The sequence below is a fragment of the Paenibacillus sp. MDMC362 genome (genome assembly GCF_003269305.1).
GTDB lineage: Bacteria > Bacillota > Bacilli > Paenibacillales > Paenibacillaceae > Paenibacillus_AQ.
On sequence record NZ_QLYT01000115.1, the window covers coordinates 1 to 1574 of the forward strand.

Annotated in this window: 1 protein-coding gene, 1 other RNA gene and 1 pseudogene; all 3 read right to left on the minus strand. The window is 54.3% G+C overall.

Going from position 1 to position 1574, the window contains the following annotated elements; translation table 11 throughout:
* Nucleotides 1-214, minus strand: a transfer-messenger RNA (tmRNA) gene (gene ssrA, locus DP091_RS31070); the annotation flags it as partial.
* A 333-nt stretch (nt 215-547) separates the two neighbouring features.
* On the minus strand, nt 548-1027 hold the full coding sequence (smpB, locus tag DP091_RS31075) for an SsrA-binding protein SmpB (protein WP_113061854.1): 480 nt from the start codon (nt 1025-1027) through the stop codon (nt 548-550).
* Between the two features lie 151 nt (nt 1028-1178).
* Nucleotides 1179-1574 (minus strand): annotated as a pseudogene (locus DP091_RS31080) (ribonuclease R); the annotation flags it as partial.

The following is a 1574-nucleotide window of genomic DNA, read 5'->3' on the forward strand; positions in this document are numbered from 1 at the left end:
GCGGAGACTAGACAGCGTATCCCACTAAAGTTGAGCCCTCATCCCGGTACATGGGCGATACAGAGCGAGAGCACGCTCACAGGTTATTAAGCTGCGAAAGCGTAGTTGTTTTGTTGTTTGCCGTTTAATTGGCTTTAGCGTTGATGAAGTGGACGCGTCCCCACTACCCGCTACTCATGCCCGAACTATCCCCGTCGAATCCAAAAACGCCCCCTTAAGTTGGAGAAATGCCGGTGGTTTGCACCTGACGTCCCTGCCAAAAAGGGCTATCGGATTAAATCAAAGAATGTATTCAGTCATAGCAGTCCATATTGCGCATTCTTTCCCTCCAAGAAAGGAATACGCAGGCTGTATGCTGATTGTCAAAGATCTTATTGATCTCTCTTACATCACTTAGTATATCACATTTTACATCAAAATGATATATACAATGCAGGTAACACAGCTAAAAGCTGCCAGCCTGGCTAGTTGCTCCATCATTTCTAGCAAATTTCATACGGAGATCAAACTTAGCTTTCATCACCTATATGAGAATTACCCATTACCATTACCTTGCAATCTTCTGCTTCTCGCGCAATGCACGCTGGATATCGCGTTGTGCATCCTTCTTCGCGGCATCGGCACGCTTGTCGTACTGACGCTTACCTTTACCGAGGCCCAGCAACAACTTCGCATAGCCGTTACGGATGTAGATCTTCAGCGGTACAATCGCGTAGCCGTCCTGCTTGGACAGGCCCAGCAGCTTGCGGATCTGCTCCTTATGCAGCAGCAGTTTCCGTGTCCGGGTAGGATCCGTTGGGTTGTTACGGTTTCCCTGCTCGAACGGACTGATATGCATGTTATGGATATGAATCTCGCCATTCCGAATGGTAGCGAATGCATCTCCGATATTGACGCGGCCGTTCCGTATGGATTTGATCTCCGTTCCGGTCAGCACCATCCCGGCTTCATACGTATCCTCGATGAAGTAATCATGGGAAGCTTTTTTGTTCTGGGCCAGAACCTTCCCGTCACTTTTCTTACCCATGGTCTCACCCCTTGTCATGACAATGATAATGGAAAAAGGACTTCCGGCAGACCGCCAATATGCAATCTCACCAGAAGTCCATTGTATCAAACGTCAGCCTCCAAAAGCAAGGCGGGGCAAGCGCCTCCAGCGATACATCAGGAGGAGAATGTTACTTTTTCTTCTTGCGGACAAAAGCGGCCGTGCCGTTTCCGCCCTTGCTCTTCCGTTTGCGGCCACCGCCGCCGCCGGAGTTGCCACCAGCATTGCCGCCTGGCGTAGGACCTTCGCCGATGAAAATGCCGCTGCCCGCCGTCTTCTTGCGTCGACCCTTGCCGCCGGCGCCACCGGAGCGCGCGTTGCGGTCAAAGCCGAGCGCGCCGCCGCTAGCGGAGCTGTAGCCGCCTTTGCCGGAGCCAAAGGCGAAGTTCGACGCCTGCTGCTCGCCAGCTCCAGCAGCTGCTTCACCGCCACCGCGCGCACCACGCCCGCTCGGCGGGGCATCGCCGCGGCCACCCTGGCCGCCGGCGCTGTCCTTGCGGCGCCCGCCTGGCGCGCCGCCTTCAGC

Excerpts from the sequence above, each read along its gene's own strand:
- smpB (WP_113061854.1), bottom strand. The coding sequence starts at position 1,027 with ATGGGTAAGAAAAGTGACGGGAAGGTTCTGGCCCAGAACAAAAAAGCT.